Annotated in this window: 10 protein-coding genes; 7 read left to right on the top strand and 3 right to left on the bottom strand. The window is 51.9% G+C overall.

The window, feature by feature from the left end; all coding sequences use genetic code 11:
* Window positions 1-33 precede the first annotated feature (33 nt).
* Window positions 34-552: a hypothetical protein gene (locus tag G5171_RS20205; RefSeq protein WP_411588850.1), complete on the top strand. Its 519-nt coding sequence runs from the start codon at window positions 34-36 to the stop codon at window positions 550-552.
* Between the two features lie 4 nt (window positions 553-556).
* A complete protein-coding gene (locus G5171_RS20200; RefSeq protein WP_201988221.1) occupies window positions 557-1,048 on the top strand; it encodes a hypothetical protein in 492 nt (163 codons plus the stop codon).
* Window positions 1,049-1,291: 243 nt separating this feature from the next.
* Here G5171_RS20200 and G5171_RS20195 read toward each other — a convergent pair whose 3' ends face one another.
* The gene (locus tag G5171_RS20195; RefSeq protein ID WP_421260654.1) at window positions 1,292-1,585 is read right to left on the bottom strand and encodes a helix-turn-helix transcriptional regulator; all 294 of its coding nucleotides are present in this window, start codon (window positions 1,583-1,585) and stop codon (window positions 1,292-1,294) included.
* A gap of 255 nt (window positions 1,586-1,840) precedes the next feature.
* Here G5171_RS20195 and parA point away from each other — a divergent pair, with 255 nt between their 5' ends.
* The 4 genes from parA to G5171_RS20175 all read left to right on the top strand — a co-directional run bounded on the left by parA (window position 1,841) and on the right by G5171_RS20175 (window position 4,085).
* Window positions 1,841-2,470: a ParA family partition ATPase gene (gene parA, locus G5171_RS20190; RefSeq protein WP_201988223.1), complete on the top strand. Its 630-nt coding sequence runs from the start codon at window positions 1,841-1,843 to the stop codon at window positions 2,468-2,470.
* Window positions 2,471-2,490: 20 nt separating this feature from the next.
* Window positions 2,491-2,688 carry a plasmid partition protein ParG gene (locus tag G5171_RS20185; protein WP_421260653.1) on the top strand — a complete coding sequence of 66 codons (198 nt, stop codon included), beginning with the start codon at window positions 2,491-2,493 and terminating at the stop codon, window positions 2,686-2,688.
* 842 nt (window positions 2,689-3,530) lie between these two features.
* Window positions 3,531-3,737, top strand: coding sequence for a hypothetical protein (locus G5171_RS20180; RefSeq protein WP_139717480.1), 207 nt, complete (start codon window positions 3,531-3,533; stop codon window positions 3,735-3,737).
* A 108-nt stretch (window positions 3,738-3,845) separates the two neighbouring features.
* Entirely contained in the window at window positions 3,846-4,085 is a 240-nt protein-coding gene (locus G5171_RS20175) for a hypothetical protein (protein ID WP_015056833.1), read from the top strand.
* A gap of 10 nt (window positions 4,086-4,095) precedes the next feature.
* Here G5171_RS20175 and G5171_RS20170 read toward each other — a convergent pair whose 3' ends face one another.
* Both G5171_RS20170 and G5171_RS20165 read right to left on the bottom strand, forming a co-directional pair.
* Window positions 4,096-4,287: a hypothetical protein gene (locus tag G5171_RS20170; RefSeq protein WP_059296383.1), complete on the bottom strand. Its 192-nt coding sequence runs from the start codon at window positions 4,285-4,287 to the stop codon at window positions 4,096-4,098.
* Window positions 4,284-5,276, bottom strand: a complete 993-nt coding sequence (locus G5171_RS20165) for a plasmid recombination protein (protein WP_421260652.1) — start codon at window positions 5,274-5,276, stop codon at window positions 4,284-4,286. The genes G5171_RS20170 and G5171_RS20165 overlap by 4 nt, the downstream gene beginning before the upstream one ends.
* A gap of 782 nt (window positions 5,277-6,058) precedes the next feature.
* Between G5171_RS20165 and G5171_RS20160 the strand changes: the two genes are divergently transcribed.
* Window positions 6,059-6,184, top strand: coding sequence for a hypothetical protein (locus G5171_RS20160; protein ID WP_256380541.1), 126 nt, complete (start codon window positions 6,059-6,061; stop codon window positions 6,182-6,184).
* Window positions 6,185-6,864 lie beyond the last annotated feature (680 nt).

Raw genomic sequence — 6,864 nt, 5'->3', positions numbered from 1 at the left:
TTTTAATCTGTGTATGGGGAAACGGAGGTGATGATGTCAGAGAAAGCTAAGAAGGTTGGCCGGAAAAGCCAAGCTGAAAGACGTAAGGCTTTAGTTGAGGAGTTGTGGGGGGATGAGTTAGAGGAGATCCCAATTTGGACTCGTCATCATAATGACGGCTATGCAACTATCCCGAGGACATTGCCGCATGTCTCTAGGATATTGGACGAGTTGTCAGGTAGTGGTTCGCCACTATCTCAGGTCTATACGGCCTTGTGGTGCAGGGTTTCCGATGAAGGTTTTATAGAGATCAGGGACAAGGATTCGCTTGCTTATGAGTCCGGCTTTTCTGGGCAAAGGGCTGTTACCACTTGGTCTGGAAGGATGAAGAAGTTGCAAGAGTTGGGGTTCATCTCATGCAAGAGCGGAGCATCTGGTGAATATCAGTATGTGTTGATCGTTCACCCTCTGGTGGTAATCAAGAAAATTTACAGTGAAGGGAAGAGGGTTAAGGATCAGAGATACCACGCCTTAGCTGCCCGAGTTATTGAGGTTGGAGCCTCATGGGAGTGAGAGTATGGCAGGTATAGTGTGGGGGGATGTTGAGAGCTTTGGTGTTCATTATGACATGAGCCACTTACGGCCAGCTGTGCATCAGGTGGTTACTAAGTCAGGGATGCTTTCGATAGAAATTACGTTTGGTTTTCATGTTTTTACTGATGAAAAAGGTAACGGGAAACCGATAAGACATAAGATGGAGCGGCGTTACTTCTGCCAAAACAGATATGAAGGAAGCAAGACTTTAACAGAACGCATACTCGGGGCTGTTGATGGTGATTATGTAACAGCATTCATTGCTGGCACTAGTGGGCAAAGGTATTACCATCTGAATTTGCACGATGATTTCATTTTGATGGAAATCAGGAAACCTTCAGGAACAGATGGATTTTTGCGGTTGCACGTAGTGAGTGCGTATACCTTGGATCAGTGGGGGGAAGTACCAAGGGGTAAGAATCTGCCATTCGAGTTTGTGCTTTCTCAGCGAGCGGCTGGTATCAACAGGCTATGAAAACAAAAGGCGCCCAGAGGCACCTTTTGTTTTTTTCTGTTCAATTGTCGGTCTGGTCTTTGGGTATCCCGCTCTCAGGCTAGGGGAGAACCTATGTAGTAGTTTCTCCGACATCAACACCCTTCTTTTAGAAGTTCCGGTATGTGTTGACATCTTTATTGTCGGTTAGGGTGTGTGTGTGTGTCAACTATAGTTATCACTTGCGGCTGTTGGCGGGGTCGGTTTGGCGCCATGCTTTGCGCTTTAAACTCTTTTTTTCTCCAGCCACTGCATGATTTCTTCGTCGCTCCATTTGTAGGCTCTGCCGATCTTAAAGGGGCGGGGGAAGTCCTTGGGGGTTTCGTCGCGAGCGCCCACTGCCCATTTATGCATGGCGCGTGGACCCTTGGGGGTTAAGGGAACAGTCTGGATTTGTGCGAGTACGGCTGCTACTGAATTTGCATCTTCCGAGGCTTCAGAGATGTCACACCAACGGAATAAGGTTGATTTGCTAATCCCCAGCAAAGTAGCGACTTCGTTACCATCGATGAGCTTCATAGGGCTCTCCTTGGGTTGTGTTTTAGATGGATGCAGCTCTCTTAAGCAATTAGTAGTTACAGCATGATTTAGAGCTGCATAAGCTTGCCCAGTTGCTCATTGCTACTCATAGCTCACCATAGCCCCACAAGCTACCCCGTGTCTTTTTCGAAGTAAAGCGGTTTTTTTTCGCGTATTTTTTATCCTCTGGTATGCTGCTTATTAAACATCATTTGAGTTTTTGAGTTTTTGAGTTTTAATTGAAAGGGAGGGAGGATGGTTGTTATATCAGTGCTTAACCAAAAGGGTGGGAGCGGAAAAACCACGATAGCTACTCACCTAGTCCGTGCTTTCCAATTAGCTGGGCATGATGTGCTCTTGATAGATAGTGATCCGCAGGGCAGTGCTCGTGACTGGGCTGCAGTGCGGGATGATCAGCCTGTACCTGTTGTTGGTATTGATAGACCAACAATCGAGCGCGATATAAAGGCTGTGTCTCACAAGGACTTGATTGTGATCGATGGTGCTCCACAGGCGGCCGACTTGGCTATATCTGCGATCAAAGCTAGTGATCTAGTGCTGATCCCAGTGCAGCCGTCGCCGTATGACATTTGGGCTACATCCGATTTGGTCGAATTAGTGAAGCAACGGATAGAGATGACAGATGGTCGTCTCAAGGCTGCGTTCGTTGTTAGTCGGGCCATTAAGAACACCAAGATTGGGGCTGAAATCAGAAGCGCTCTAGAGGGGTACGGTCTACCTGTTCTTGAATCTGGAATTACCCAGAGCGTTATCTATCCGAGCTCTGCTGCAGTCGGAACAACAGTTATTGATATTGAACCAAGTGGCCGCGCGGCCCAAGAAATACAAGCCTTGGCTAGCGAAGTGTTAAGTTTACTCAAATGAGTTAATGAGGGTATGAGTTAATGAGTATGCTAAAAGCTGGTCGTCCCAGCTCTGAAAAGCGGGCTATGACGATGGGTGATATATCTGGAGAAAGTAAGGTTAAGAGGGTCAATTTCGACTTGCCTGAGGCGCTGCATACGCGGTTGAAAACCTACGCAGCATCACAAGGTAAGTCGATAAAAGAGGTTTTAACTGAGTTTGTTGAGGGGTTAGGGTAAGTATCAAGATCGGTTAACAACCATCTGAAAAATCAGGTGTTGTTTTTGCGTATGATCAAATCGCACCTCTTGCGCTGATCTCGATCTAGCGCGTATGCTTTCGACCAGAAACGAAAAAACCGCCTTGGCGGGCGGTTTTTCGATGGTACTCAGAGTTGGCGCTCTTTGTACCAGGTAGCGGCTTCGAGCAGGAAGCAGATACCCTAATACAGATTCCAGTTTAGCGCCCTCCGCGCCTATCAATCAAGTTTTCCTGCTCAAATGCCCGTTACCAAAGGCCACCACCTTTGGCGTTTTGTCGTATCCGCACGGATTGGAAGCATGAGTTTGTTGCCGTTTGTGGATGTGGTTGGTCGGGCAGAACGGGGAAACCTCACATACTGCCCAGCGTGCGACGCGCACCATAGCCTCCCATGGCTCGCAACCATGGGGCACCAGCACCGAGCGCAACGGGGAACCAACCACGGCCAGCTCGATAAAAACGGCGCGGCAGTCCGGCCCACAGGTGGGGACTGAAGCAGGTGCAGAGTGGCAAGGTGTGTCTCAGGAGCGCGTGAGGGGGAGCTGCCGCAAGCAGCCTCGATAGTCCTGAGCAAGGCGAGCTATCCAGCGTAACTACGTCATTTTTAACGTAGCCAAGCAGGAGGGCGAGCCTATCTTGAAGCGCAGCGAAAGATAGGAGAGCCTGTGTCTTACGCCCTTTTCTTTCAAACAAAAAAAGAGAGATGACCTTGGCGAGGTGGGTAACTGCGCCCGTCCGTCCACATGCCATCGGTTCGGCTTGTGGGCGGCAGCAGTTATCCACGGAAGCGGGTTAGGTTTGGCTCTGGCGGGAGGTAGGTATGAGGTTCGACAAGCACCTGATCGAGCTCGATGGTGATCGGGTATGGCTACTGGATGCTGCAGGCAAGCGCCTGTGCGACATGACGGACATGCAACTGCTTGATTTGGGGAGTCGGATCAGCGTAGAAGGTGGTCTGCTCAACTTCGATTTGGAGGCCCAGAAGTGGCGGGAATGCCTCATTGCCTTGGGCCTTGAGCTGGATTGAAAATCATTTTGCAAATTCGATGTTTCAAATTTCCAAATTGATTGCTTTCGGCTCCCGAAGTGGTAGCATCAAATTGTCTATTTGATGCTTCATATTGGGGATTTGATGATGCAGGAGAAAGAGGCCAAGACGGTATTCGACATGGGGGGGTTCTCCAAGGCGATGATCGTCCCCACCCCCATGGGTTCAGGGTTCCACCTCCACTTGGTGCGCTTTGGCAAAGCGGGCACAGAAGTCGTGGAACGGCAGCGTGGAGGCTGGCGGGTTTTCTCCTCCATCGATGCGGCTGCCAACACAGCCCACGGCATTGGTTTTCGCCGCATCGAGATAGACCTGAGCAGCCGCTAGGTCCGATATATCAGACTTTTGCCCAGCGCAGCAGGAGGGCCAGCGCCCCCATGCATATCGCCCCTTCCCACCATGCTGGGGCGGCCCAGCTGAACACGTCATGCAGGCCAAACAGCCTCATGAACCAGCCACTTGAGGAGCTGCTTGCCCCCTTCACTGCCAGCACTGCGGCCAGTAGCCCTACAACCTGCCATACCTTCATAGCCCCATCCCCTTACCGCAACTCCGCTTTGGCTGGAGATCCTGCAGCTTCTCCTCCAGTTCGTTGTTCTGCTCCGAAAGCGTTCGGTTATAGCCCTTGAGCTTGTCGATCTCTGCCCCTTGTCGGCCTATCACGCTCTGGGCGCTATCGAGAGCCATGGTGAGCCGCTTAACCTCTCCCTGCGCCTTCTGGAGCTCGCTCTGGGCCTTCTGTGCCTCTGCGGTAGCCTGCTTGGCCAGCTCCACGTTGTCCGCGCTATAGCGGCCCTTCTGGCGGCTAAACAGGAGCTGCTTGAGCTGGGCATTCTCCTCCTGCAGGGCGGCGTTCTCCCGCTCCAGCTTCTGGGCTTTGGCGTGGCCGCTCATTTTCTCGAGCAGGGTTGGGGCTGGGGCGGTGCCGGCGCGCAGGTCTGGCCGGTGCGGGTTTCCCCCCAGACCGTTGGGGGTGTACACGCAGGGGATCTTTTCGTTGATCGTGGCGTGGCATCGGCGCCGGATCCCCGCCAGCTTCCGGCCGCCATCCAGCCACGCTTTTGCCTGCAGCTTGCCGTCTTTGATCGGGGTGGCAATGACATGGAAGTGCGGGGTGCTCTCGTCCATATGCAGCTGGATCGATACCACGTTCTCGGGGCCGAACTCCTGATCGGCCCATGCCTTTACCTGCTCCCCAAACGGGGCGAAGAACTGCCCCAGATCGCGCTCGATGGGAGGCCCTTCAGGGCACTCTGGTGTGGGGTCTTCTCGCCAGTCGGTTTGGTTGCCGACCTGGATGATGAACTCGATCGCCACCACGGCATCTTTGCGCTTGGCCAGTGCCGAGGCTGCATCGAGTTTGCCCTGATCCCACTCGACCTTGGTGTGCATCGGGCTCGCTGTAAACCATGCCCGTTTCGGAAGCTGGCTGCTGGTTTCGTGGAGGCGGAGGTTGTGTCCCTGAGCCCTGCCAATGTCGGCTTTGCTCATCTTGGCTACGGCGAACGTGAACTTCATCGGGGGCTCCGAGGGTGGCAGCTTTGGAGTTCAAAGTGTACTCCTTACACTTTGCTGCGCAAAGTAGGAGCCCTGCGGGGCGGAAAGACCTGCCGCGCTACGCTTGCCGCCTCCCGATCTGGAGGAGGCAGACTGCGCTAGCCTCCCCCTGTTCGGGAGGTTTCCGCGAAAAGCGTCATTACAGGTCGAGCATGTCGTGATGCCACCATGCAGGCATCAAACTGCAGAGGTAAAGAGGTGCTTGTATGAGGGACTGGGTGTTGGCTGTGCTGCTCCTGATCAGCGGGAACAACATGGAACATAACTTGGGGGTGGCTGCTGTTATCGTGGCGGTGGCGCTTATGCTCAAGGCTGCAAAGGGGGTTGATTCTTAGTTTCCGTCCTTGGGATTTGCTTGAGTTCGTGGCCCTTCAGCGTTAGATTCTCTCCAGAGTGGGTTTCGTCTCTTTTGAGGCGAAGCCCATTTTTTATGCCTATCAAAGCCCGCCTATGCGGGCTTTTTTGTTTAAACCCTGACTATAGGAATAACACCACACTTAAGGAGAAACGACGCCTGTCAGGAAGAACCACATAGCATCAGAGAGAGAGAGCTGAAGCCCGCCTATGCGGGCTTTCGCATATCTGGATACCGGCCATCTCGACTCACGTAGGCATGACTTTGTTGTGTTGTAAGGCATCGATATACAACAGGTTTTTGTAATGGTTTTTGAGAGTCGAGGCTTATTAAAGATGAGGCAGCGTGCAGCTGCGATTGTTAGTTAACCGAGCATACAGGAGGTTATATGCTGAAGATCTTAAACACGCTTTCCACCAACTCGTTGACGGAGAATCTCGGGTTTTCCGTTGCGGTACTCTCCGTCGCCGCCGCTGCGCTGGCTGTAGCGGTGTTGGTGCTGGCAATTAAGTGAGTGGGGCCAGTGGCCCCACCCGATGAAATCGGACAGGTGTCCGTTTTCACCATCTGCAGCAGGTCTTGAACCTCTGCAAACCTAGCGAAATCCTCCTTTCCCTGCCAGATCGAACCAAAACTGGATCGCCTCGGTTGGACTCTCTGGATCCCCGTAAAACCGTCGCAAACTTTCAGGGCAAAACGGCGCAGTGTTGAGCCACAACACTGCGCATTTCGAGGCGTTCTGGGAGGCATCTGGTTGGGCGGCAAGTTTTCGCATGCGAAAACTTCAATTGAACATAAAAGGCGTTATGCGCACCTCTGATCTGCGTTAAAGATCCAAGTTTTGATCTTGGTTTTTTGCGCCCTAATCCCCCTGCACCCCCATGGAGCACATGGAGCACACCGAGCACACCGAGAACATCGGAGCACAGGGAGCACCGCATAGAAATTAAAAACCCAGTAAAAACATGTAGTTGCTGAATTTTCGTGTTTTATATTTTACATCTCGTTTGTTTTTTCTCTTTTTTTGATGTCTTCTGGAATCGTTGGGATCTGTCATTCAGTAATGTCGAAAAACGAAACTCTTTACATAACTCATTGTTTTTAAAGGGTTTTTTTGTTTTAATCTGTGTATGGGGAAACGGAGGTGATGATGTCAGAGAAAGCTAAGAAGGTTGGCCGGAAAAGCCAAGCTGA

The organism is Aeromonas sp. 600774 (assembly GCF_049175075.1).
In the GTDB taxonomy this organism is placed as follows: domain Bacteria; phylum Pseudomonadota; class Gammaproteobacteria; order Enterobacterales; family Aeromonadaceae; genus Aeromonas; species Aeromonas veronii_A.
The sequence above is the reverse complement of the archived record's forward strand: the minus strand, read 5'-3'. Positions and strand labels throughout refer to the sequence as shown.